Origin of the sequence: Pseudohoeflea suaedae, assembly GCF_004354915.1 — a bacterium.
GTDB lineage: Bacteria > Pseudomonadota > Alphaproteobacteria > Rhizobiales > Rhizobiaceae > Pseudohoeflea > Pseudohoeflea suaedae.
Window position 1 is genome coordinate 1,090,915 of sequence record NZ_SMSI01000001.1, and the last position, 23,244, is coordinate 1,114,158.

At 63.1% G+C, this 23,244-nt stretch carries 19 protein-coding genes and 1 pseudogene; 14 read left to right on the forward strand and 6 right to left on the reverse strand.

What is annotated here, in order from left to right:
* The first annotated feature begins 3 nt into the window (after positions 1 to 3).
* Together ileS and E2A64_RS05080 are read left to right on the forward strand one after the other, a co-directional pair.
* Positions 4 to 2,916, forward strand: a complete 2,913-nt coding sequence (ileS, locus tag E2A64_RS05075; RefSeq protein ID WP_133283317.1) for an isoleucine--tRNA ligase — start codon at positions 4 to 6, stop codon at positions 2,914 to 2,916.
* Positions 2,917 to 3,087: 171 nt separating this feature from the next.
* Positions 3,088 to 3,753 (forward strand): hypothetical protein, encoded by a 666-nt coding sequence (locus tag E2A64_RS05080; RefSeq protein ID WP_133283318.1) that lies wholly within the window; start codon positions 3,088 to 3,090, stop codon positions 3,751 to 3,753.
* Positions 3,754 to 3,774: 21 nt separating this feature from the next.
* Here E2A64_RS05080 and E2A64_RS05085 read toward each other — a convergent pair whose 3' ends face one another.
* The gene (locus E2A64_RS05085) at positions 3,775 to 4,203 is read right to left on the reverse strand and encodes a nucleoside deaminase (RefSeq protein WP_133284266.1); all 429 of its coding nucleotides are present in this window, start codon (positions 4,201 to 4,203) and stop codon (positions 3,775 to 3,777) included.
* Between the two features lie 90 nt (positions 4,204 to 4,293).
* Here E2A64_RS05085 and E2A64_RS05090 point away from each other — a divergent pair.
* The 3 genes and pseudogenes from E2A64_RS05090 to E2A64_RS05100 all read left to right on the forward strand — a co-directional run.
* Positions 4,294 to 5,494 (forward strand): annotated as a pseudogene (locus E2A64_RS05090) (pseudouridine synthase); the annotation flags it as partial.
* A 339-nt stretch (positions 5,495 to 5,833) separates the two neighbouring features.
* Positions 5,834 to 6,388, forward strand: coding sequence for a 16S rRNA (guanine(966)-N(2))-methyltransferase RsmD (gene rsmD / locus E2A64_RS05095; RefSeq protein ID WP_133283320.1), 555 nt, complete (start codon positions 5,834 to 5,836; stop codon positions 6,386 to 6,388).
* Positions 6,389 to 6,420: 32 nt separating this feature from the next.
* Complete coding sequence (locus E2A64_RS05100; protein WP_133283321.1) at positions 6,421 to 7,308, forward strand: patatin-like phospholipase family protein; 888 nt, start codon at positions 6,421 to 6,423, stop codon at positions 7,306 to 7,308.
* Here E2A64_RS05100 and E2A64_RS05105 read toward each other — a convergent pair.
* Both E2A64_RS05105 and E2A64_RS05110 read right to left on the reverse strand, forming a co-directional pair.
* Positions 7,305 to 7,721: a VOC family protein gene (locus E2A64_RS05105; RefSeq protein WP_133283322.1), complete on the reverse strand. Its 417-nt coding sequence runs from the start codon at positions 7,719 to 7,721 to the stop codon at positions 7,305 to 7,307. The two genes, E2A64_RS05100 and E2A64_RS05105, sit on opposite strands and share 4 nt — an antisense overlap.
* A 13-nt stretch (positions 7,722 to 7,734) precedes the next feature.
* A complete protein-coding gene (locus E2A64_RS05110; RefSeq protein ID WP_133283323.1) occupies positions 7,735 to 9,588 on the reverse strand; it encodes a monovalent cation:proton antiporter-2 (CPA2) family protein in 1,854 nt (617 codons plus the stop codon).
* 102 nt (positions 9,589 to 9,690) lie between these two features.
* Between E2A64_RS05110 and E2A64_RS05115 the strand changes: the two genes are divergently transcribed.
* The 6 genes from E2A64_RS05115 (at position 9,691) to lpxK (ending at position 15,307) form a co-directional block, all read left to right on the forward strand.
* Entirely contained in the window at positions 9,691 to 11,031 is a 1,341-nt protein-coding gene (locus E2A64_RS05115) for a TldD/PmbA family protein (protein WP_133283324.1), read from the forward strand.
* Positions 11,032 to 11,041: 10 nt separating this feature from the next.
* The gene (locus E2A64_RS05120; RefSeq protein WP_133283325.1) at positions 11,042 to 11,845 is read left to right on the forward strand and encodes a 3'(2'),5'-bisphosphate nucleotidase CysQ; all 804 of its coding nucleotides are present in this window, start codon (positions 11,042 to 11,044) and stop codon (positions 11,843 to 11,845) included.
* Between the two features lie 60 nt (positions 11,846 to 11,905).
* Positions 11,906 to 12,139: a DUF4170 domain-containing protein gene (locus tag E2A64_RS05125; RefSeq protein WP_133283326.1), complete on the forward strand. Its 234-nt coding sequence runs from the start codon at positions 11,906 to 11,908 to the stop codon at positions 12,137 to 12,139.
* A 140-nt stretch (positions 12,140 to 12,279) separates the two neighbouring features.
* The gene (locus E2A64_RS05130) at positions 12,280 to 12,927 is read left to right on the forward strand and encodes a lysophospholipid acyltransferase family protein (protein ID WP_158285686.1); all 648 of its coding nucleotides are present in this window, start codon (positions 12,280 to 12,282) and stop codon (positions 12,925 to 12,927) included.
* The gene (gene waaA / locus E2A64_RS05135; RefSeq protein WP_133283328.1) at positions 12,924 to 14,270 is read left to right on the forward strand and encodes a lipid IV(A) 3-deoxy-D-manno-octulosonic acid transferase; all 1,347 of its coding nucleotides are present in this window, start codon (positions 12,924 to 12,926) and stop codon (positions 14,268 to 14,270) included. The genes E2A64_RS05130 and waaA overlap by 4 nt, the downstream gene beginning before the upstream one ends.
* Complete coding sequence (gene lpxK, locus E2A64_RS05140; RefSeq protein ID WP_133283329.1) at positions 14,264 to 15,307, forward strand: tetraacyldisaccharide 4'-kinase; 1,044 nt, start codon at positions 14,264 to 14,266, stop codon at positions 15,305 to 15,307. The genes waaA and lpxK overlap by 7 nt, the downstream gene beginning before the upstream one ends.
* 3 nt (positions 15,308 to 15,310) lie before the next feature.
* Here lpxK and E2A64_RS05145 read toward each other — a convergent pair whose 3' ends face one another.
* Both E2A64_RS05145 and mutL read right to left on the reverse strand, forming a co-directional pair.
* Entirely contained in the window at positions 15,311 to 15,538 is a 228-nt protein-coding gene (locus E2A64_RS05145) for a DUF2093 domain-containing protein (RefSeq protein ID WP_133283330.1), read from the reverse strand.
* A gap of 62 nt (positions 15,539 to 15,600) precedes the next feature.
* Positions 15,601 to 17,418, reverse strand: coding sequence for a DNA mismatch repair endonuclease MutL (gene mutL, locus E2A64_RS05150; protein ID WP_133283331.1), 1,818 nt, complete (start codon positions 17,416 to 17,418; stop codon positions 15,601 to 15,603).
* Positions 17,419 to 17,549: 131 nt separating this feature from the next.
* On the opposite strand from mutL, the gene E2A64_RS05155 reads away from it, so the two are divergent.
* The 3 genes from E2A64_RS05155 to E2A64_RS05165 all read left to right on the forward strand — a co-directional run bounded on the left by E2A64_RS05155 (position 17,550) and on the right by E2A64_RS05165 (position 22,316).
* On the forward strand, positions 17,550 to 18,836 hold the full coding sequence (locus tag E2A64_RS05155) for a glycerate kinase type-2 family protein (RefSeq protein ID WP_133283332.1): 1,287 nt from the start codon (positions 17,550 to 17,552) through the stop codon (positions 18,834 to 18,836).
* 71 nt (positions 18,837 to 18,907) lie between these two features.
* Entirely contained in the window at positions 18,908 to 20,824 is a 1,917-nt protein-coding gene (locus E2A64_RS05160; RefSeq protein WP_133283333.1) for a response regulator, read from the forward strand.
* 130 nt (positions 20,825 to 20,954) lie between these two features.
* Positions 20,955 to 22,316: a putative bifunctional diguanylate cyclase/phosphodiesterase gene (locus E2A64_RS05165; protein ID WP_133283334.1), complete on the forward strand. Its 1,362-nt coding sequence runs from the start codon at positions 20,955 to 20,957 to the stop codon at positions 22,314 to 22,316.
* Here E2A64_RS05165 and E2A64_RS05170 read toward each other — a convergent pair.
* Positions 22,292 to 23,212 carry a 2-dehydro-3-deoxygalactonokinase gene (locus E2A64_RS05170; protein WP_244598152.1) on the reverse strand — a complete coding sequence of 307 codons (921 nt, stop codon included), beginning with the start codon at positions 23,210 to 23,212 and terminating at the stop codon, positions 22,292 to 22,294. The genes E2A64_RS05165 and E2A64_RS05170 overlap by 25 nt on opposite strands.
* Positions 23,213 to 23,244 lie beyond the last annotated feature (32 nt).

The following is a 23,244-nucleotide window of genomic DNA, read 5'->3' on the forward strand; positions in this document are numbered from 1 at the left end:
GTCATGACCGATACGACCGACAAGATCGACTATTCCAAGACGCTCTACCTGCCGCAGACCGAATTTCCCATGCGCGCCGGCCTTCCGAAGAAGGAGCCGGAACTCGTCGAGCGCTGGCAGCAGATGGATCTCTACAAGAAGCTGCGCGCCTCGGCTGCCGGCCGGCCGAAATACGTGCTCCACGACGGCCCGCCCTACGCCAACGGCAACATCCACATCGGCCATGCACTCAACAAGATCCTCAAGGACGTCATCACCCGCTCCTTCCAGATGCGCGGATATGATTCCAACTATGTTCCGGGCTGGGACTGCCACGGCTTGCCGATCGAGTGGAAGATCGAGGAAGCCTACCGCGCCAAGGGCAGGAACAAGGACGAAGTGCCGATCAACGAGTTCCGCAAGGAATGCCGCGAGTTCGCCCAGAACTGGATCGATGTGCAGACCGGCGAATTCAAGCGCCTCGGCATCGAGGGCGATTTCGAAAAGCCCTACACGACGATGAACTTCCATGCGGAAGCCCGCATCGCCGGCGAACTGCTCAAGATCGCCAGGTCCGGCCAGCTCTATCGCGGCTCCAAGCCCATCATGTGGTCGGTCGTCGAGCGCACCGCGCTTGCCGAAGCGGAAGTCGAGTATCAGGACTACGAGAGCGACACGATCTGGGTGAAGTTCCCGGTCATGGCAGGTTCTGACCAGCTTGCCGATGCGTCAGTCGTCATCTGGACGACCACCCCGTGGACCATCCCCGGCAACCGCGCGATCGCCTATTCGCCGCGCATTTCCTACGGCCTCTATGAGGTGACCGCCGCCGAGAACGATTTCGGTCCGCAGGCCGGCGAAAAGCTGGTCTTCGCCGATGCACTCGCCGAGGAGAGCTTCGTCAAGGCCAAGCTGCAGTTCAATCGTCTTCAGGATGTACCGGCCGAGGTTCTCGGCGCCATCACCTGCGCCCACCCGCTGAAGGGTTTCGGCGGCGGCTACGAGTTCGACGTCCCGCTTCTTGCCGGCGATCACGTAACCGACGACGCCGGTACCGGCTTCGTGCACACCGCGCCCGGGCACGGCGTGGAAGACTTCGAGGCATGGATGGACAATGCCCGCGATCTGGAATCGCGCGGCATCTCGTTCGCTATTCCCTTCACCGTCGATGATGGCGGCTTCTACACCAAGGACGCGCCCGGCTTCGGTCCGGACCGCGAGGGCGGTGCGGCGCGCGTCATCGATGACAAGGGCAAGAAGGGCGACGCCAACGACGCCGTTATCAAGGCGCTGATCGCGGCGAACAATCTCTTCGCCCGCGGTCGCCTCAAGCACACCTATCCGCATTCCTGGCGCTCCAAGAAGCCGGTCATCTTCCGCAACACGCCGCAATGGTTCGTCTATATGGACAAGGACCTCGGCGACGACACCACGCTGCGTTCGCGCGCCCTCAAGGCGATCGACGAAACACGCTTCGTGCCCGCAGCCGGTCAGCGCCGCCTGCGCGCGATGATCGAAAGCCGCCCCGACTGGGTGCTCTCGCGTCAGCGCGCCTGGGGCGTGCCGATCTGCGTCTTCGCCGACGAGGACGGCAAGGTTCTCCTCGACGAGGCGGTCAATGACCGCATCATCGAGGCTTTCGAGGCCGAAGGCGCCGACGCCTGGTTTGCCGACGGCGCGCGCGAGCGTTTCCTCGGCTCGCGTGCCGGCGAGCCCTGGAAGCAGGTCACCGATATTCTCGACGTCTGGTTCGATTCGGGCTCCACGCACTCCTTCGTCCTGGAAGACCGCCCGGACCTCAAATGGCCGGCCGACGTCTATCTCGAAGGCTCCGACCAGCACCGCGGCTGGTTCCACTCCTCGCTGCTCGAAAGCTGCGCCACCCGTGGCCGGGCGCCCTATGATGCGGTGGTAACCCACGGCTTCACCATGGCCGAGGATGGCCGCAAGATGTCGAAGTCGCTCGGCAACCAGGTCTTCCCGCAGGACATCATGTCCCAGTCCGGTGCCGATATCCTGCGCCTCTGGGTCATGAATACCGATTATTGGGAAGACCAGCGCCTCGGCAAGACGATCATCCAGACCAATGTCGACAGCTATCGCAAGATCCGCAACACGCTCCGCTGGATGCTCGGCACCCTTGCCCATGACACCGGCGAGGACGTCGCGCTTGCCGACATGCCCGAGCTCGAGCGTCTGATGCTTCACCGGCTGGCCGAGCTCGACAAGGTCGTGCGCAAGGGCTACGACGATTTCGATTTCAAGCGGGTCGTCCGTACGCTCACGGACTTCGCCAATATCGAACTCTCCGCCTTCTACTTCGATATCCGCAAGGATGCGCTTTACTGCGATGCGCCGTCCTCGACACGCCGCAAGTCTGCCCTCTACGTGATTCGCAAGCTGTTCGATTGCCTCGTGACCTGGCTCGCACCGATGCTGGTCTTCACGATGGAAGAGGCCTGGCTGCTGCGGTATCCGGAGGCGGACTCGGTTCATCTGGAGCAGTTCCCCGACATCCCGGCCGAGTGGCTGGCTCCGGAACTGGAAGCCAAATGGCAAAAAGTTCGCGATGTGCGTTATGTCGTCACCGGGGCGCTTGAAGTCGAACGTCGCGAGAAGCGTATCGGTTCGTCGCTCGAGGCGGCCCCCGTGGTCTACATCAACGATCCGGAGCTGGTTGCAGCCGTCAAGGATACCGATTTCGCGGAGGTCTGCATCACTTCGGGCATCGTCGTCGAGGAGGGCGAAGGCCCTTCCGATGCGTTCCGGCTCGATGATGTTGCCAATGTCGCCGTCGTGCCGGCCAGAGCCACCGGTCGCAAGTGCGAGCGTTCCTGGCGCCTGACCGACGATGTCGGTTCGGATCCGGATTACCCCGACGTTTCGGCGCGTGATGCCGCAGCGCTGCGTGAGCTGGGAATCAAGCCGGCCGCGTAAAACCTGCGGACGGGAGTGGCGGGAACGCCTCGCCGCTCCTTCCCATGCCTATAAAATGTCGGTGCAATTGCACCGCGTTGGACGATCCGGTACAACGGTGCCGCAAAAGGGACAGATTGTCGGGGCAGAAGGCGCAAAATCCGACGAGTTCTCAGGGACGGGATACTTCGAATGCGTATAAGTAAAGGGATCCGCGCCACGGCGAAGGCGGCCGCACTTGCAGCAGCAGCAGCAAGTCTCTCAGCTTGCCTTGGCCCGACCTACGGCACGGACAAGTCGTCGACCGAGCAGCTCGTCGATGATATTTCCAACATTGCGACGATCAAGCCGGACCGCGGTCCCACGATCGATTACAAGCCGCGGCCCGCGCTGGTGCGCCCGCCGGAAACCGCAAACCTGCCGCAGCCGCAGCAGAGCGTGGCGGCAGAAAATCCGAACTGGGTGGAATCGCCGGAAGACTCGCGCAAGCGCCTCGTCGCCGAAGCTGATGCCAGCGGGAACGATTTCGCCTACCGCTCGCCTCTCGCACGCCGCGACAAGTCGACCGGAAGGGCAACGGCAAAGCCCTCCGCTTCAAGCGGTTCGCCGTCTCCGCTCTCGGTCATGCGCCAGGAGAGTGCCAACCGGTCGCTGCGCGAAAATCTGAAGATCCAGAAGGGCGCCTATTCGGACCGCCGCCGCTTCCTTTCCGATCCGCCGCTCGATTACCGCAAGCCTGCCGAAACCGCTGCCGTCGGCGAGCTGGGCGAACCGGAAAAGCAGAAGGAACGGGAGCGCATCGCGGCTGCGACCAAGAAGAAGGGTTTCCAGCTGCCGAAGTTCTCGCTTCCCTGGTAAGCCGATCATCGTTCGAGTGATTTAGCGACGGGCGCGGAAGAATCCCCTGAGGATCTCTGAAGCGTCCGTTTCTGCAAGTCCGGAATATACTTCCGGCGCATGGTGACATGTCGGTTGGGCATAAAACCGCGCGCCATGAGCCACACCGCCGCCCTTCGGGTCCTCGGCGCCGTAATAGAGCCGCCTGATGCGGGCAAACGATATGGCGCCTGCGCACATGGTGCAGGGCTCGAGCGTCACATAGAGATCCGCCTCTGAAAGCCTTTCGGCGCCAAGGGTTTCGGCAGCCTGCCGGATCACCAGGATCTCGGCATGAGCGGTCACGTCGGACAGCTCGCGTGTGCGGTTGCCGGCCCGGGCGACCGCCTCGCCGTCGATGACGAGGACCGCGCCCACGGGCACTTCGCCACGCTCGGCCGCCGCCCTGGCCTCCGCCAGCGCAAGGTCCATATGTCCGGAATTACTCGACACGCAATTCGAATTCCCTTAACCGTCCGCCCGGGATCTGATAGACACCCCCTGAACGCAGGCAAACACCAAATGACCAACGAAGACAAGCCCGCCCGGGGCAAGCGCCCCCGGCGCGAGGATACGGATCGCAAAGGCAAGCAGCCATCTTCCCCCGCACGGAAGAAGGCAGGGCCGCAAACGACCGACACCGCCGCCGATGGCAATGCGGTTGAAACAGGCCGTATCGCCAAGATCCTGGCGCGCGCCGGCGTGGCCTCACGCCGCGATGCCGAGCGCATGGTCACCGACGGCCGCGTGAAGGTAAACGGCAAGCTGCTCGAATCCCCTGCGATCGTGGTTTCTACCTCCGACAAGATCGAGGTTGACGACAAGCTGATCGCGGCGATCGAGCGCACGCGGTTGTGGATCTATCACAAGCCGGCCGGTCTCGTGACGACCAACCGCGATCCCGAAGGCCGGACGACGATCTTCGAACGCATGCCCGCCGAATTGCCGCGTGTGGTCACCGTCGGTCGTCTGGACATCAATACCGAGGGCCTGCTGCTTCTCACGAATGATGGCGGGCTTGCCCGTCAGCTCGAACTGCCCTCCACCGGCTGGCTGCGCCGCTACCGCGTGCGCGCCCATGGCGAGATCGACCAGCCCGCGCTCGACAAGCTGCAGGACGGCATTGCCGTCGACGGCGTTCTCTACGGTGCCATCGAAGCGACGCTCGACCGTCAGCAGGGCCGAAACGTCTGGATCACGATGGGACTGCGCGAGGGCAAGAACCGCGAGATCAAGAACGTGCTCGGCGCGCTCGGTCTCGAGGTCAATCGCCTGATCCGTATCTCCTACGGTCCCTTCCAGCTCGGCGACCTGCCTGAAGGCGATGTGGTCGAGGTGCGCAGCAAGACCTTGCGTGACCAGCTCGGCCAGAAGGTGATCGAGGAAGCAGGCCTCAATTTCGAGGCGCCGATCATCGATCACAAGCAGGAGCAGAAGAAGGCCGAAAGCGAGGCTGAAAAGCCCAGGAAGCCCGAACGCGAATGGATCTCCGCTTCCGAGCGCCGTGAACGCGCCCGCGACCGGCTCGACACCAAGCCGGGCAAATTCGGCGACAAGCCCGGCAAGTTCGGGGACCGGGGCGGCGAACGCGGCAAGCCGGCCGGCGGTAAGGATGAAAAGCGTCGCCCGGCTCCACCACGCAGCCGTTCGGCCAATGTCTGGATGGCTCCGGGCGCCCGCCCGCTCGGCGAGAAGAAACAGGCAGCGGCCGCGGAGCGTGCGGAACGGCGCGACCGTGACGCAAGCGCTGGAAAGTCCGTCGGCCGCGGCAAGCCCGCCGGCGACAAGCCGCGGTTCTCGAAATCCGACGACGGCCGTTCGGGCGAAGGCCGTCCGGCCCGCAAGGATGGCGGTTTCGGCAAGGGCAGGCCTGCCGGCCGGGCCGATGGCAAGCCCAATGGCAAGCCGGGCTTCGGCGGCTCTGGCAAGCCCAGTGGAAAGCCGGGAGGCAAGTCCTCCGGGGATCGCTCCGGCCGTGGACCCGACCGTGGGCCCGACAGGGGATCCGATCGTGGTCCGGCCAGTGGTCCGGCCCGGGGTCCGAAGGGCAGGGGAGGCCCGGGTGCGGATCGTCGGAGGTGATCTTCGCGGCCGGAATCTTGCCGCGCCGAAGAGCCAGTCGATCCGCCCGACGACAGACCGCACCCGCGAAAGTCTCTTCAACATCCTGAGCCACGGCTATCCCGAAGCGCTCGACGGCACACGCATGCTCGACCTTTTTGCCGGCACCGGTGCCGTCGGCATGGAGGCATTGTCGCGCGGATGTCGCTTTGCGCTCTTCGTCGAGCAGGGCGTCGAGGGGCGGGGCCTGATCCAGACCAATATCGAAGCGCTTTCGCTGAGGGGAAAGGCCAAGATATTCCGCCGTGACGCCACCCATCTGGGAGCCGCGGGAACTGTTGCGCCCTTCGATTTCGTCTTCGCGGATCCACCTTACGGCAAGGGGCTCGGCGAGCGCGCGCTGCGCTCTGCCGCGGATGGCGGCTGGCTCGTTCCGGGCGCTCTCGTTATCCTCGAGGAAAATATCGAGGCCGAGCCGGAACCCGGCGCCGATTTCGAACTTCTCGAGATGCGCCAATTTGGCGAGACACGGATGCGGTTTTTCCGCTATTCTTGAACAAACAACCACGAGAGCTCCGGGAGCCTTGAATGAGCCTTGCCGAAGGACTTGAGAGCAAGTCGCTTGCCGCGTCGCAAAGCTCGGACCCGACCGTTGCCATAGCGTTTGGCGGGGGCGGTGCCCGCGGACTGGCTCATATCCATGTCATCGAAGCGCTCGACGATCTCGGCATCCGTCCGGTCGCCATTGCCGGGTCGTCCATCGGCGCGATGATGGGGGCCGGAATGGCAGCCGGTATGACTGGCGCCGAAATCCGCGACCATGCGCTCAACACCATCGGCAAGCCGACGACGGCGCTAACCAGGCTATGGAGCGCACGTCCCGAGACGATGCGGCAGGCGATCGAGAATGGCTGGCGGCTCGGCCAGTTCAACGCCGAGCGCATTGTCGGTGCGTTCCTGCCCGAGGCGGTCCCCGCCACGTTCGAGGAACTCTCGATCCCGACCAAGATCGTGATCACCGACTATTTCGATCACTGCGAGAAGATCTGCGAGACGGGTGATCTGCGCAATGCGATCGCGGCATCGGCGGCCATTCCCGCCGTCTTCCGGCCGGTCGAGCGCGACGGACGGATTTATGTCGATGGCGGCATCTACAACCCGGTGCCGTTCGATCACCTGGCGGGACTTGCGGATATCATTGTCGGTATCGATGTGGTCGGCCTGCCGAGCGGCATGCCCGGCGAAAAGCTGACCACGACCGATCTGATGTTCGGGGCCAGCCAGCTGATGATGCAGTCGATCATCGAGATGCGCCGCAAGGCCGCGCCGCCGGATATCTTCCTGCGCCCGGAAGTTCACCAGTATCGGATGCTCGACTTCCTCAAGGCCAAGGAAATCCTGGAAGCCTCGAAGGGCATTGGCGAACAGCTCAAGCATGATCTCGACGCCGCCTTCGCATTCCGGAAGAAGCTCTAGCTCGCAAATACCTGCGAAAGATCCGCGAACCCCTTGAATTCGAGCGCGTTTCCGGAAGGGTCCCGGATAAAGAGCGTGGCCTGTTCGCCCGGCTGCCCTTCGAAGCGCAGATTGGGCTTCATCACCCAGTCGATGTCGTCGCGCGCCGCCAGACGGTCCCGGAGCGCCTTCCAGTCGTCCATCTGCAACACCACGCCGAAATGCGGGATCGGTACGGCATGGCCGTCGACCTGACCGGACGCCGGCGGTTGCGCGCTCTCGGGGCGATGATGGGCCGACATCTGATGGCCGTAGAGATCGAAATCGACCCATGTTTCGGCACTGCGGCCGATGCTGCAGCCGAGAACGTCGCGGTAGAAGCTTTGCGTCTCCTCTATGTCGCGGACCGGAAAGGCGAGATGAAAAGGCGTCATGTCCATGCTCCTGTCAGGCCTGGCCCGAAAGTTCTTCGTGCGAGCCCTTGCTCTTGTGTTTCCTGGCCGAGGGTCCTTCACCCTCGGGGGTGTCGGGACGGTTCTTCTTGTCCTTGGGCTTGATCAGTGGTTCCGGCACCACCGGACGCGTCAGAACTTTCTCCGCTCCCGCATAGATGCCTTCGGCTGCCTGCAGCGCCAGCCGCTCCTCGTCCAGCTTGCGGATCATGTCCTCTACCTCGATGGCCCAGGATTCGGATGATCCGAGCGCTTCCAGCGTCTTGCGACCGAAGACGAGGCCGGATTCCAGCGTTTCGCGGATCTCATAGGTAACACCCTTGGCCCGCAGGGCGAGTGTGTGGGCACGATCATAGGCGCGGACATAGAGCTTTGTATCGGGGAATTCGTTCTGGATCAGGTCGACCACCCGGTCGGTGATTTCCTTCTTCTGGGTGGTCACCGCGACGACCTTGGCACGCTGGATGCCCGCTGCCAGAAGAACATCCTTGCGGGTGCCGTCGCCGAAATAGATGCGGAAGCCGAACCGTCCCGCGGCCCGGATGCGCTCGGCGGAGTGGTCGATGATGGTCACGTCGGTTCCGCCGGCCATCAGCACCTGTGCGGCAATCTGGGCAAAGCGCGAAAACCCGATGATGAGAACGTCTGCGCCGGCGCCTTCGAAATCTTCCTCCATCTCCTCGTCGGGCGCCTCGCGCATCAGCCGCTTTGACAGGGAGGAGAGGATCGGCGTCAGCGCCATGCTGAGCGTCACGATGGCGACGAGAATGGAGGCGGTGTCCTGCGCGAAGATCCGCGCGCCGACCGCCGCCGAAAACAGCACGAAGCCGAACTCGCCGCCCTGCGGCAGAAGGGCGGCAATGCGGATCGAATCATTATGCGAGCTGCCGAACAGGCGTGTGAGCCCGTAAAGCACCATCGCCTTCACCAGCATCAGCAGCGGCACGCAAAGAAGAATGAGCCAGATATTGTCGACCAGCACCCGCAGGTCGAGCGAGAGGCCCACGGCCATGAAGAATAGTCCGAGCAGAATGCCGCGGAAGGGTTCGATATCCGCCTCGAGCTCGTGCCTGTACCTCGATTCGGCCAGCATGACGCCGGCAAGAAATGCCCCGAGCGCCATCGACATGCCTGCCACGCCCATCAGGGTCGCGGCGCCAAGGACCACGAAGAGCGCGGCCGCAATCATCGCTTCATGCGCACCGGTGCTGGCGATCAGCGAAAACAGCGGATTGAGCAGGTACCGCCCGGCAACCAGAAGCGCCGCGATGGCGCCGACGGCGATCAGGGCGCTCGTTAGCACCGAGCTGTCTTCACCGCTGCTGAACGGGGCGAGAATGGGAATGAGCGCCAGGAGCGGAACGATGGCGATGTCCTGAAGCAGGAGGATGGAGAAGGATTTTTGGCCGTAGGCGGTGTTCAGGTCGCCGCTTTCGCCGAGCAATTGCAGCGCGAAGGCGGTCGATGACAGCGCCAGGCCCATGCCGATGATGACGGAGGCGCTGAAATTCTGGCCGGCGACGTAGTAGGCGAGCACCGAGAGAACACCGCCGGTGATGACGACCTGTGCGCTTCCCATCCCGAAAATATCGCGCCGCATCTTCCACAGACGCTTCGGCTTGAGTTCGAGCCCGATGAGGAAGAGCAGCATCACGACGCCGAGTTCGGCGAAATGCAGGATCTCCTCGCCGTCGGTGATCAGCCGAAGAAGCGGACCGATGACGATACCCGCGGCCAGATAGCCCAGCACGGTGCCGAGGCCGATCCGTTTGAAAATCGGAGCCGCAACGAGTGCGCCTCCCAGAAGGACAAGGCCCTCAAGGTAGAATTCGGAACCGGCAGCCGCCATCAAAAAACACCACAAGACAGAAATGAACTGGACGCGCCTGCACTTGATGCAGGACAGCATGAACAATACATGATTGCCTAACCAATAAACAAACGGAATGCCATCTTGACCCGATCCCAGGACCTGCTTCAGCGGGCGGAAAAACTCATCGATCTCGCAATCAAGGCCGGGGCGGACAAGGCCGACGCCGTCGTCGCACGCCAGCGTGCAAGTTCGGTCTCGGTCCGAAACGGCAAGGTCGACAATACATCGGCCTCTGAAGCCGACGATTTCAACCTTCGGGTGTTCGTCGGTCAGCGGGTGGGCAGCGTCTCCGCCGGGCACGGAGCGGACGAGAAGGCGCTTGCCGAACGCGCCGTGGCGATGGCCCGTGTTTCGCCGGAAGATCAATATGCCTGCCTGGCGGATGAAAGCCTGTTGGCGAAGGACTGGCCGGATCTCGATCTCTACGATCCGACCGAACCGGGCTCGGAGGCATTGACTGAGGCCGCGATGGCGATGGAAGAGACTGCCCTTGCGGTTCCCGGCGTTACCGCTTCGGTCGCCGCCGGCGCATCCGCCGGCATGTTCGGTCTGGTTCTGGCCACCTCGCACGGCTTTGCGGGCTCCTACCAGCGCTCGGGCTTCGGTCGCTCGGTCGCGGTCATTGCCGGTGAAGGCACGAAGATGGAGCGCGACTATGATTTCGACAGCCGCGTCTTCTTCTCCGATCTCGAAAATCCCGAACTGATTGGCCGCAATGCCGGCGAGCGGGCAGCAAGGCGCGTCAATCCGCGCCGCGTGCCGACCGGCTCCAACATGAACGTGGTCTTCGACCCGCGCGTGTCGCGCGGACTGATCGGTCACCTTGTGGGGGCCATCAACGGTTCGTCGGTCGCCCGCAAGACGAGCTTCCTCAAGGACCGGATGGGCGAGAAGATCGCCATCTCCGGTCTGACCATCAACGACAATCCGCATTTGCCCCGCCGTCCCGGCTCGCGTCCATTCGACGGCGAGGGCGTCGTGACCGGTCCGCTCCTCATGGTCGAAAATGGCGTCCTCCAACAATGGTACCTGGCGTCACCGACCGCGAAGGAACTGGGGCTTGCCACCAATGGTCGCGCCGAGCGCGGCGGCAACTCCACCGTCCCCTCCTCGACCAATGTGATCTGCGATCCGGGCGACGTGTCGCCTGAGGAACTCATCAAGTCGATCGGCACCGGTCTTTACGTAACCGAACTCATCGGTCACGGCGTGAACATGCTGACGGGCGAATACAGCCGGGGCGCATCCGGTTTCTGGATCGAGAACGGCGAGATCGCCTATCCGGTGTCGGAGATCACCATCGCCTCCAACCTCAAGGACATGTTCAACCGCATGATTCTCGCGAACGACATAGATCCGAAATTTTCCACTGCAGCCCCCACCATCGCCATCGAAGGCATGACGCTGGCCGGCGAATGACGGAGTGACCATGAGCTCCGACTGGATAGAAGACGATCTGGCACTTCTCGTCGATGCGGCCCGAAAGGCCGGCGAGATCGCGCATTCCTATTTCGGGCGTTCGCCTGAGACCTGGTACAAGGGGAAAGAACGCTCACCCGTCAGTGAGGCGGACATGGCTTCCGACCGGTTCCTGCGCGACACGCTGCTTGCCGCCCGTCCTTCCTACGGGTGGCTGTCGGAAGAGAGCCTGGACGATCCTTCCCGCCTGGCGCGGGAGCGCGTCTTCATCGTCGATCCGATAGACGGCACACGCGGTTTCATCGGCGGCAAGACGGATTGGTGCGTTTCGGTCGCCATCGTCGAAAACGGGGTTGCCGTCGTCGGTGCGCTCGCGTCTCCCGCACGCGGGGACATATGGTGGGCGTCGCGCGGAAATGGCGCCTTCCTCAATTCCGAACGTCTGACGATGGCCGCCGATCGCGCGCCGATGCGTCCGCTGAAGCTGTCCATGCCGGATGCGCTGGCGGACAAGGCGATCGAGGATCCCGGTTTTCCCGTGGAGCGGGCGCCGGGCGGGCCGTCGCTGGCGCTGAGGATAGCGCGTGTCGCATCCGGCGATCTGGGAGCGGTGCTCGTGAGGCCGAGATCCAACGAATGGGATCTGGCCGCAGCCGATGTTCTGCTGAGCGAAACCGGCCACTGCCTTGTGGATGAGCATATGGAACGCGTATCCTTCAATCGCCCGGATCCGTCCCACGGTTTCCTGATGGCGGCAGCGAGCGATGATGTCGCCCCGCTCAGAGGTTGTTTTCCGGAAGTTTTGGGGCATTGACCTTTCGAAAGATTTCGCCCAAACCGCCGCCAACATTCCCATCAGGACCGGATGAATCCCATGGCAGAAATAGAATCCAAACAGCTTCTCCATCTCGTGTTCGGCGGTGAGCTGAAAAGCGTGACCTCGACCGAGTTCCGCGATCTCGACGCCCTCGATATCGTCGGTATCTTCCCGAACTACGCTGCCGCTCACCAGGCTTGGAAATCGAAAGCGCAGATGACGGTCGACAACGCCCACATGCGTTACTTCATCGTCCACATGCATCGTCTTCTCGATCCTGAAAACGCGTGAAGCTGAACCGTTAGGCGTTTCGGCTGGGGACGGTCGTACGTTTCGGACAGATTTGCTTGTGAGCCCGGCCAAAAACCGGCAAGTACGGCTGTATGCGTCAAATTGGCAAAACCATTCTGCGGTCAGACGGCTTTCAGAACGTGGCTTCCGCGATCGTCGAACGATGGCTGCGGTTTACCTGGACCAGCAATGCCGAGGTCGACGAGAGTGACGATCCTGTCGTTCTTGACGGACATTGGCCGGCGATATTCGCCCTTTGGCATGGCCAGCAGTTGCTTTCGCCTTATGCGGCGCCCGAGAACATTTCTTTCAAGTCGCTCGTATCGAGAAGTGCGGATGCCGAGATAAACGCGCGTGTCATCGAGCGAACCGGTCACGGGGTTATCCGTGGCTCGGGCGGGCGCAGCGCGCGTGCCGCGGCGAAGAAAGGTGCCGTCGGCGCGACGAAGGCCATATGCGATGCGTTGAAGGATGGCTACAGCATCGTGATGGTTGCCGATATATCCAAGGGCAAGCCCCGCCAGGCCGGTGAGGGCATCGTCCGCATCGCGCGGCTTTCGTCGCGGCCGATCGTTCCGATCGCGATTGCCACCAGCCGCTACCATGTTCTCCAGAATTCGTGGGACAAGACGACGATCAATTTGCCGTTCGGCAAGCGCTGCCTGAAAATCGGTCAGCCGATCTACGTCGCGACACGCGAGGAAGAACCCGCAATGCGCCAGAAGGTCACCGAGGAACTCGATCGGGTTACCCGCGATGCCTATCGGGCCGTGGAGGGGGCGAAGTGAGCACAGGTTGGGCCCGCGCGACACTGTTTACCTATCGCTGGCTGGGTGCGCTGCTTCACCCGCTGCTCTGGCCCTATCTTGCCGTCCGTGCCGCGCGTGGAAAGGAAGATTCCAGCCGTCGCCGCGAGCGTTATGGCCGGTCCGACATTCCTCGTCCTGAAGGCCCGCTTGTCTGGTTCCATGCGGCAAGCGTCGGCGAAACCTCCGCCGTCATCCCCCTTATCAGCGAGGTGCGCCGCCGTTCGGTCAACGTGGTGCTGACCACCGGAACCGTGACATCCGCGACCATCGCCAAGGAGCGTCTCGGAAATTCGGTCATTCACCAGTATGTGCCTCTCGACATCAAGACGCCGGTTTCGCGCTTCCTCGATCACTGGAAGCCCGATCTGGCGATCATCGCCGAATCCGAAATCTGGCCGATGACCATTCTGGAGCTCGGAGCCCGCCGCACGCCGCAGGTGCTGGTCAACGGCCGGTTGTCGGACCGCTCGTTCGAGCGCTGGAAAAGCCGGCCCAATCTGGCCGACGCTCTCTTCGAGAACCTTTCGCTCGTCATTGCCCAGTCCGATCTCGATGCCGAGCGGTTCTCCACGCTCGGCGTTCACCAGGTCGCCGTATCCGGCAACCTCAAGGTCGATACCGTCGCCCCGCCATGGGATGCGAGGGAACTGGGACTTCTGCGCCGGCAGGTCGGCGATCGTCTCGTCTGGGCCGCGACCTCGACCTTCGAGGGCGAGGAGGAAATCGCAGCGGACGTGCACCAGAGCCTCAAGCCCGTGCACGGGCAGCTGACCATCATCGTGCCGCGCCACCCCGAGCGCGGCGACGCGATCGAAGCCATGCTCGAAGCGCGGGGCCTCGTCGTTGCCCGCCGGTCGCGCGGCGAGGAGATCGAGCCCGGCGTCGACATCTATCTGGGTGACACGATCGGCGAGATGGGACTTTACCTCAATCTTGCCTCGGTCGTCTTTGTCGGCCGCTCGCTCAAGATGGGCGGCGGGCAGAACCCGCTGGAGCCGGCCATGCTTGGCTGCGCGGTGCTTTCCGGCAGCGATGTGACCAACTTTCGCGATGTCTACGCCAAGCTTCTCAAGAATGGCGGTGGCCGCTTCGTCCGCGACGGCGCGATGCTGGCCAAGGGCGTGAACTTCCTGTTTGCCAATCCCAAGGCCCGCGCCGCCATGGCCGCCGGCGGCGAAAAGACCCTGCGCGACCTGCGCGGCGGCCTGCAGACGACCGTGCGCGCCCTCGAGCCCTATCTCAACCCGCTTACGGTCAAGGCACGCCTGCAGTCGAGTGACGCAGGCAAGGAGGCGGCCGAGGGCAGGAGGCGGACATGGTGAGCGAGGCGCCACCGTTCTGGTGGGAGAAGCCCGGACTGCAGGCGGCTCTTCTCTCCCCGGTGGGATGGGTTTACGGACGCGTGGCGCGCCGCATCATGGAAAAGCGCCAGCGCAAGGCAGTTTCCGTTCCGGTCATCTGTGTCGGCAATTTCACCGTCGGCGGTTCCGGCAAGACGCCGACCGCGCTGGCGCTCGCCGATGCGGTGGAGGCGGTCGGCCTGAAGCCCGGTTTCCTGACCCGCGGATATGGCGGCAATATCCGCCACGCGACCGTGGTCGATCCCCAACAGCATTCCGCGCGCCTTGTCGGTGACGAGCCGATGCTTCTGGCTCGTCGCGCGCTCACCGTCGCTTCGCCCGACAGACCGGCGGGCGCGGAGCTGCTGATGTCGGAAGGCGCCGACATCATCATCATGGATGACGGGTTTCAGAGCGCGCGTCTGGTCTTCGACCATGCCGTCATGGTCATCGATGCGCGCAAGGGCGTTGGTAACGGTCGCGTCTTTCCGGCAGGCCCGGTGCGCGCACCCATCGTCGCCCAGCTCCGCCATGCCGATTCCCTGCTTGTCGTGGGCGAGGGAACGGCCGCCGACAGGATTATCCGCATGGCGGCGCGAGCCGCGAAATCCGTTCACACAGCCCATCTCGTCCCGTTGGCACCCGAAAGACTCAAGGGGCAGAACTGCCTCGCCTTTGCGGCCATCGGAGATCCCGGCAAGTTCTTCGAAACGCTCGAGGCGGCCGGCATTCGTGTGGCGCATGAAAGGGGTTTCCCCGATCATCACACGTTCGCCGACGACGAAATCCAGGAAATGTTCGACGAGGCCGATCTCTACGGCCTGAAGCTGGTGACCACCGCGAAAGATCTCGTTCGCCTTCAGGGCGGACACGGCAAGGCCCAGGAAATGGCCGGGCGGGTTGAGGTGCTGGAAGTGCGTCTGGACTTCGATCAGTCCGACACGGCGGGAAAGATCGTCAAATCGGCGATCGAGAAATGCAAGCGCCGGCTGGTGGCGTCAGGTCACAGACCGATCTGACGGTTATTTTCTGACCGGCAGGGTGCCAGCCTTCTTTTCCGCATCGAGCGAGGCCTGCGCATCGACATAGGCTTCCTGGCGGTCGACGCTCCAGTATTTCAGCTCGTCGATGGCAATGCGTTCGCCGGTGACAGCACACACGACATAGCTGCCGGGCGTGACCACCTGAATGTCTCCGTCGAGATATTTGAGCGATGCCGGACGGGAACCCGGCCCTTCGAAACGGTTCATGAAATCTCCGTGGGCAAGAACGCCTCTATTATCCTTGCGCTTTCTCCCATTGCAAGGCGAGCTTACCTTCGGGCGAAAAGTCGTTCGATGTCGGCGAGACTGAGCGTGATGTAGGTGGGGCGCCCGTGGTTGCATTGGCCGGAGCCCGGAGTGGCTTCCATCTGCCGCAGAAGTGCATTCATTTCCTCGGGCTTCAAAAGTCGGCCTGACCGCACCGAGCCGTGACAGGCCATGGTGGAGGCCACCGATTCCAGCCGGTCGCGAAGGCCCGCCGCGTCGCCCCATTCGGCAATCTCGTCGGCAAGATCGCGGACCAGGGACGGCACGTCCACTTCGCCCAGAAGGGCCGGCGTTTCGCGAACGGCAATGGCGCCGGGGCCGAAACGCTCGATGCCGAGACCAAGCTGCTCGAAATCGGCAGCCTTCTCCGCGAGCCTGTCGCAATCCTCTTCCGGCAGATCGACGATCTCCGGCAGGAGCAGCATCTGCGAAGGCAGCCGTCCGCCCGACATCGCTCCCTTCAGCTTTTCGAAAACCAGCCGCTCGTGAGCGGCATGCTGATCGACGATCACGAGACCGTCCTGCGTCTGGCTTACGATGTAGTTTTCATGCACCTGCGCGCGCGCGGCGCCCAGCGGATGGGATGCCTGCGGTGCTGCGGTCTGCGGGGGAATGTCTTCGGCACGGGCAGAGGGAATTTCGGCGTCGATGAAGCCCGGCTGTACGGGTTCCGCGAAGCCGAAGGGAACCTCGGTGTTCTGGGGCCTGTAGGGGGATGCCTCCTGCGACCAGTTTGCAGGCGGGCGATAGGAGACGTTGGCGGGCCGGTAGGCTGGCGCGGCACCTTGCGGCCGCAGCGCCGACAGCATTCCTGTCGTGCCCGACGTCGATGCGCGGTCGCCTTCGCGTTCCAGCGCCTGACGGATGGCGCCGATGATCAGGCCGCGCACCAGACCCGGATCGCGGAACCGCACATCGGCCTTGGCTGGATGGACGTTGACGTCGACCAGCGCCGGGTCGAGCTCGATCATCAGCACCGCAACCGGGAACCGACCGCGCGGGATCCTGTCGGAATAGGCTGCCCTCAGCGCCGACATGATCTGCTTGTCCTGCACCGGACGGCCGTTGACGAAGGCGTACTGGTTGAGCGAATTGGCGCGGTTATATGTCGGTACCCCGACGTGACCGGACAGTTGCACATCCTCGCGCACGGCCTCGATCTCGATCGCATTGTCTGCGAACTCGCGGCCGAGAACCTGCGAGATCCGGTCGATGGGCCTGGCGGCGGTGGAGAATTCGGTGGTCATCCGGTCCGGCCCGGAAAGCACGAAGCGCACATGGGGGAAGGCGATCGCCATCCGACGGATCACTTCGGTTATGGCGCCGCTCTCGGCTCGCTCGCCCTTCATGAATTTCAGACGCGCAGGCGTGGCGAAGAACAGATCGCGGACTTCGACCATCGTGCCGGGATTGGCAGGGGCCGGTCTCGGTTCCCCGCCCGCCCCGCCATCGACGCGGACTTCGTAGCCGCTCTCGGCTCCGGGCTCCCGGCTGACGATCTTGAGCTTGGCGACAGAGCCGATCGACGGCAGTGCCTCACCGCGAAAGCCGAGCGTGCGGATATCGTTGAGCCCGCCGCCGAGTTTCGACGTGCAATGCCTGCGCACGGCAAGGGCGAGATCCTCGGGTGACATCCCCGAACCGTCGTCGCTGACGCGGATCAGCGACTTGCCGCCGCCGGCGGTCGCGATCTCGACGCGCTTAGCGCCGGCGTCGATGGCGTTCTCGACGAGTTCCTTGACGACGCTTGCCGGCCGCTCGACGACCTCGCCGGCGGCAATCTGGTTGATGAGCGTGTCGGGTAGTTGTTGGACGGCCATCCCCCATGTTCCCGGATTCGGATCAAGCTGCAATGACCAGGAGAAAGAATTCCCTACAAATTCGTCCTGCTTTGTTGCAATCGCGCGGCGTGGCGGCTTTTCTGTCTCTACTCGGGTTCTGGAGTTGTAAGATGACGTCATATGATGCGGACCGCGCGGCTCTCCGTGCCCTGTTCGATGTCGGTCTCAAGGCCGCTGATCCTGCTGTCTGCGTGCCTCCGCACCTGCCTGCGCCTCCCGAGGGTCGCACCATCGTCATCGCGGCCGGCAAGGCGGCAGCCTCCATGGCGCGCGCGGTCGAGGACAATTTTCAGGGCCATATCGAAGGCATTGCGGTGACCCGCTACGGCCATGGCACGGAGTGCCGCATTATCGAGGTCATCGAGGCATCGCATCCGGTTCCCGATGACCGGGGCGAGGTCGCGGCCCGCAAGCTCATGCAGACCGTCACGGGGCTCGGACCGGACGATCTGGTCCTGTGCCTCATATCCGGCGGGGGATCGGCGCTTCTGGGTCTGCCCGCGGAAGGACTGACGCTCAAGCAGAAGAAGGCGATCAACAAGGCCCTTCTCGCAAGCGGTGCGCCGATCGGCGAGATGAATACGGTGCGCAAGCATCTCTCTGCGATCAAGGGCGGGCGGCTCGCCCAGGCCGCGCATCCCGCCCGTGTCGTCACGCTCGGCATTTCCGACGTGCCGGGCGATGACCCTTCCGTCATCGCCTCGGGCCCGACGGTTGCCGACAAGACCACGCTTGCCGATGCTCTCGATGTGATCGCGAGATTCTCCATTGCGATATCGGAGGAGGTGCGCGCGCACCTGGATGATCCCGGGAGCGAAACGCCGAAGCCCGGTGATCCGGTATTTGAAGGTAACAGCTACGTGCTGATCGCCCGGCCCGCGGACATGGTCGAAGCAGTCGCCCGGGCAGGGCGGCTCATGGGGTATGATGTCATCTCGCTCGGCGCCGATATCGAGGGGGAAGCTCGCGAGGTCGGCAAGGCGCAGGCGAGGATGGCCCTCGATCTGGCCGAGAAGATGAAGCCGGACGCAAGGCCGGTCCTCATCGTGTCCGGCGGGGAGACCACGGTCACCGTCGACAGGCCTGGAGGTCGCGGCGGCCGCAACTGCGAATATCTTCTGGCATTGGCCGTGGCTCTCGATGGAGATCCGCGCATCTGTGCGCTCGCCTGCGATACCGACGGCATCGACGGTAGTGAGGACAATGCCGGTGCGATTATCGACCCCGGCACGCTTTACCGTGCCGAGGCAAGAGGATTGAAGCCGGCGAAATATCTGGCAGATCACGATTCCTACACATTGTTTTCGGCGACCGGAGACCTGGTGATGACAGGTCCGACATTGACCAACGTGAACGACCTCCGGTTGATCCTGATCAGTCCTCCGAAAGTATTCTGATATATTAAGTCCGGCTTAACTTGGCTCTGACATCGTGCTTGCGGAGCGTGGAAACAGACATTCGCCGGTGAATGATCGCGTATGTGATGTGCGTCTTTCACGCTGGTGATCTCGAGCGCTCCAATCTGAAGACGCAGAGCGAGTGCGGCAAGTTGAGTGCGGGCGACATCAGTAAGGACAATATGCAGCTGGCTCTCGTCGAGGGGCTCGCAGGGTCGCTCGGCACGTCCGTCGCTATCTACGACCGCGACGACACGCTCATCTACTCATCGAAAAACTTCAACCGCTTCTTCGATATTCCCGACGACAGTCTGGTCATCGGCACCCGGCTCCGCGATTTCCTCGGTGCCATCTATGATTGCGGGGCGCGTTTCGGTGTCGCGGGCAAGAAGCGCGGTGCTGTCTCCCGGAATGACTGGATCGCCGAGCGCATCGCCATCCATTGGCGCGAGCGCTACGATCACGTCGAGCAATTGCCGCATGGTCGCTGGGTGAGGCTTGGCCAGCGCCGTCTGCCCGGTGGGCTGCTCATCACTCACATCACCGACATCTCCGACCAGATGCGCCGCAGCAATGAGCTGAAGGCCGCCGAGGACGGGGAAAGGCTGGCCAAGGATGTGGTCGACAACCTTCCCAATCCGATCCTCGTCAAGGACGAGACGTTGCAGGTCGTTCTCGTCAACAAGGCCTTCTGCAGCCTGCTTGGGTACAAGGAACATGAAATTCTCGGGCGCCGGGTCGCCGAGGTGGTGGGCGAGGAAGCGGCCAGCGTCTTCGAGGAGCGCGAACGCAGGGTCATGGAAACCGGAGAGCCGCTGGAATTCGTCGAGGACATTCCTCATGCGGACGGCTCGCTCATCCGTTCGATCACGCGCCAGAACCGGGTACGTACATCGAATGGCTGCTATATCGTCATCTCAATCGATCGCATAACCACGCAGTCCGGCCTCTATCACGCCGGCCGGAAAACCGTCTCCTCCAGACCGGAACAGGCGGAGCGGACCAGAAAGCGTATCCTCATCGTCGATCAGGACCGTGCCCGGGCGGAGGAGCATGCAGCCGCGCTCAGGAGCGAAACTGTCGAGACACTCGCGATCGGTGATCTGCATCAGCTTTTCTCGTTCCTCGATACAGCGCGCAGCATGGATGTGAGCGTTGATGTCATCGAGGTGTCGGACGAGATCGGAGCGGCTTTGGCCGCCAATCCCGCGGCGACGGAATACCCCGTGCTCACACGTCTGCTGGCCGAGCGTGTCTCACGCGACATCGCCCGTCGTACTGCCGAAGCCGAAGCGCAGCGGTCGGCGGAAGTGGAAGCGGAGCGGCCCACCGACGTTCGGCATGTTGAAGCGGAAACCTCGGATTCAGTCCCCGAACAGCGGGAAGAAGCAGCAAGGCAAATGCCTCCGGTCGCTGAAAACCAGCAGCTTCCCGACGATCCGGCTGTCGATGACGAGGCCTCGGATGCAATTGTCGCGACTGATGGTGGTGAGGCCGAGACGGCTGTCCAGCCGGTCGTTGCGCCGCCCGAACCCGCGCCGGTCCGGATTCCCGTTCCCCCGGCCGCGCCGCGGGCACTCAAGACCTCCACGGTCCGCATCCTCGTCGCAGAGGACAACGACGTGAACCAGATCGTCTTCGAGCAGATCCTCACCAGCATCGGCGTCGACTACCATATCGTCTCCAATGGCCAAGAGGCGGTCGAAGCGTGGGAGGAGATGAAGCCGGATCTCATCCTGATGGACGTTTCCATGCCGGTGATGAACGGTCATGAAGCCTCTCGCAGGATACGCGAGGAGGAAAATGCCAGGTCGAGCGATCATCACGTGCCCATCCTCGCGGTCACCGCTCATGCCATGGCGGGGGATGCCGACGCCTGCTATGCGGCAGGGATGGACGACTATCTGACCAAGCCCGTCAGCCCCGAAAAGCTCGAAGCGGCGATCAATCTGTGGGTCCCGACCCGGCACGGCCAGCAGGTCGCGTGACGGACGGAAAGGGCGTGCTGAACGTGTTCGTTTTCCTGTCGATCCCCGCAACTTGCGATAGGACAAAGTTAAGGAATCTATTGCATTTTACTAAAATCGGCGATTGTGAATGCAGGTGGCAAACATAGCCATGAAAGAACAGCTCGAGTTGAGCCAGGCTGAAATTGCAGATCCGAATATCGTGGCCTTGACCGACCCCTTGACGGGACTCGGCAACAGGCGACGGTTGATGGACAAGGTGCGCAAGCTCGCGGCCGAACGCGCCGATGATCCGGCGCCTTTCACCATTGGTATCGCCAATGTCGACGGCTTCAAGCCCATCAACGATCTGTTCGGTCACGCTGCCGGCGACGAGATTCTCTGCCAGATTGCCCATCGTCTGCACGCCTGCCTGCCTGACGGCGGGTTCGTGGCGCGCATTGATTCCGATGAGTTCGCATTCGTCCTGCCTCTGATCTTCGAGAAGAAGGGCGCCGAAAAGATCGGCCGCATGTTCAAGGAAGTCCTGTCGGCGCCGTACGATCTGGGCGATCGAAATGTGCGCCTTTCGGCTTCCTTCGGCTTTGCCATCTACCCCTTCGCCGGCGAGCAGTTCGCCGAACTCATGAAGAGCGCCGATACCGCGCTCTACCGCTCGAAGCGGCGCGGCCGTAGCCAGATCACCGTCTATTCCGAGGAAATCGCCGAGGAGATGCGCCGGTCGACCGAGGTTGAGCAGGCCCTGCGCCGCGCGATCATCGCCGACGAGGTGGCGGTCAATTTCCAGCCGATCATCAATATTGCCGATGGTGCGCTTCTCGGTTTCGAGGCGCTTGCGCGCTGGACCGACCGCGATCTCGGCTTCATCTCGCCTGCTCTCTTCATTCCGCTCGCGGAAGAGCGCGGCTTTATCGACTCGCTGACCGACACCCTTCTGCGCAAGGCCGCGGAGACTGCCAAGAACTGGCCGTCGCATCTGTTCCTGTCGTTCAACATGTCATCGATCCAGTTGACCGACCCCGCGACCTGTCACAACGTCATAGCCATTCTGAATTCCGTCGGGCTGGACCCGCGACGTGTCGAGCTCGAAATCACCGAAACGGCGATGATGAGCGACCCCGAAGCGGCAGGCGAGGTGGTCAACGAACTGCGCTCCTTCGGCATCCGCGTTTCTCTCGACGACTTCGGCACCGGCCAGTCGAGCCTCGGAAGGCTTCGTGATTTTGCCTTCGACAAGGTCAAGATCGACCGCTCCTTCGTCAACGAGATCACGGTCGACCGCTCGTCCGGCACCATCGTCAAGGCAATCCTCGCCATGTGCGAAGGGCTTGATCTCAAGGTGATCGCCGAGGGTATCGAGACGCCCGAACAGGCGGCCAAGCTGCTAGAGCTCGGTTGCCGTGCCGGCCAGGGATATCTTTTCGGCAAGGCCGTCAACGCCGAAACCACCTACACGCTCATCAAGCTGGAGCGCGAAACGCGGTCGCGTCAGGAGCGCGAGTTGCGCGCGTGAGCGTAGGCGGCGCTGACAAGCGCGCGCCAGACCTCGAACAATCCTCGCTGCACGGCAATCTCGGCATCGATCAGTCTCACCTCGATGCCGCAGGTCGCGAAGGCTGACTGGTACAGCTGCGCCAGCTGTCCGGATGCCACCAGAGCCACGCCGTCAGTGCCGGGCTCCGCGCCCGCAAGTTCGGCGCCGATCATCAGTCCCGTCAATCGCGCCCGGTTCTCGTCTGGACTGCGGTGTTCCAGCAGGTCGCCCGCCCGGATGGAAAACAGGGTGTTGGTCAGCTTACCCGGATTGAGCCATCCGTCGCGCACGCCGGTGGAAAAGGCCGGATCGCCCGCTTCCACCTCGGCGGCCCCTTCAAGCGAATGCTGCAGGATGGTCTGCCTGCTCAGCACATCGATCATCTCGCCGGTCATGAAGGTCCGGAAGCCCTGAACCTGGCTCTTGGCCATCAGCACCCATTTCGAATGCTGGCCGGGAATACAGTAGCTGTGGGCGCCGTGCCCTTCCATGCTGGCGCCGAAGAGCTTGGTTTCCTCTCCCCGCATGACGTCGCTCGACTGGCCAGGCGCCTGCGAGATTCCCGGGAGGATCGTGACCGGGCGATCGAGCCCGCTCACTTGCGTCGCGTGTCTCCAGAGATCGTCCAGTTCCGCGGGCACGGAAAGGTAACCGGATTCCTTCCAGCCCTGCCGCGAACCGGCCATGCCGCAGATGACGACGGGAAGGCCCGACGGCGCTTCGAGCCCGGCAAGATGCTTCTCCAGTATCGCGTGGAATCCGGCTTCGCGCGCCGCGGCAATGCCGTCGTCGCTCGTTGAGCCCGCGAGCACGGTGCCGTCATTGCCCATCAGCCAGAGGCGGAACCTCTTGGTTCCCCAGTCGACTGCCGCCACTCTCGGTACCGTGCTCAGTTGCCTCTTCCTTC

What these genes read in the sequence shown, in the direction of transcription:
- E2A64_RS05080 (WP_133283318.1), top strand. Translation starts at nt 3,088, where the DNA reads ATGCGTATAAGTAAAGGGATCCGCGCCACGGCGAAGGCGGCCGCACTT.
- E2A64_RS05110 (WP_133283323.1), bottom strand. Translation starts at nt 9,588, where the DNA reads ATGGCGGCTGCCGGTTCCGAATTCTACCTTGAGGGCCTTGTCCTTCTG.
- E2A64_RS05085 (WP_133284266.1), bottom strand. Translation starts at nt 4,203, where the DNA reads ATGGACCTTGCGCTGGCGGAGGCCAGGGCGGCGGCCGAGCGTGGCGAA.
- E2A64_RS05155 (WP_133283332.1), top strand. Translation starts at nt 17,550, where the DNA reads ATGACGTCATATGATGCGGACCGCGCGGCTCTCCGTGCCCTGTTCGAT.
- E2A64_RS05105 (WP_133283322.1), bottom strand. Translation starts at nt 7,721, where the DNA reads ATGACGCCTTTTCATCTCGCCTTTCCGGTCCGCGACATAGAGGAGACG.
- E2A64_RS05100 (WP_133283321.1), top strand. Translation starts at nt 6,421, where the DNA reads ATGAGCCTTGCCGAAGGACTTGAGAGCAAGTCGCTTGCCGCGTCGCAA.
- E2A64_RS05120 (WP_133283325.1), top strand. Translation starts at nt 11,042, where the DNA reads ATGAGCTCCGACTGGATAGAAGACGATCTGGCACTTCTCGTCGATGCG.
- lpxK (WP_133283329.1), top strand. Translation starts at nt 14,264, where the DNA reads ATGGTGAGCGAGGCGCCACCGTTCTGGTGGGAGAAGCCCGGACTGCAG.
- E2A64_RS05165 (WP_133283334.1), top strand. Translation starts at nt 20,955, where the DNA reads ATGAAAGAACAGCTCGAGTTGAGCCAGGCTGAAATTGCAGATCCGAAT.
- E2A64_RS05145 (WP_133283330.1), bottom strand. Translation starts at nt 15,538, where the DNA reads ATGAACCGTTTCGAAGGGCCGGGTTCCCGTCCGGCATCGCTCAAATAT.
- ileS (WP_133283317.1), top strand. Translation starts at nt 4, where the DNA reads ATGACCGATACGACCGACAAGATCGACTATTCCAAGACGCTCTACCTG.
- E2A64_RS05160 (WP_133283333.1), top strand. Translation starts at nt 18,908, where the DNA reads ATGATCGCGTATGTGATGTGCGTCTTTCACGCTGGTGATCTCGAGCGC.
- E2A64_RS05125 (WP_133283326.1), top strand. Translation starts at nt 11,906, where the DNA reads ATGGCAGAAATAGAATCCAAACAGCTTCTCCATCTCGTGTTCGGCGGT.
- mutL (WP_133283331.1), bottom strand. Translation starts at nt 17,418, where the DNA reads ATGGCCGTCCAACAACTACCCGACACGCTCATCAACCAGATTGCCGCC.